We start from the raw sequence: 214 nt of genomic DNA on the forward strand, positions 1-214 counted from the left end.
CGTCAGAGGCTGTTCCTCCGGTAAAGGCAGATTATCTTGCCCGTGACGAAGGATGGCTTCGAGGGTTTTGTAGCTGCAGGATCCCAGATGCAGCGCCCGCTGACAGGCTCGTTCCAGTCGCTCCGGGGTGTAACGCTTTCCCAGGTGGATGATGCCCAGGCAGCTGCGATAGGCCTGCTCCGGACTTTATCTCCATAGAGCCAGCCAATCAGGT

General features: G+C 58.4%; 1 pseudogene. It reads right to left on the minus strand.

The features are described from left to right. Window positions 1-183 (minus strand): annotated as a pseudogene (locus E1189_RS24535) (IS21 family transposase); the annotation flags it as partial. Window positions 184-214: the final 31 nt, after the last annotated feature.

Origin of the sequence: Parendozoicomonas verongulae (assembly GCF_009711465.1) — a bacterium.
In the GTDB taxonomy this organism is placed as follows: Bacteria; Pseudomonadota; Gammaproteobacteria; order Pseudomonadales; family Endozoicomonadaceae; genus Sansalvadorimonas; species Sansalvadorimonas verongulae.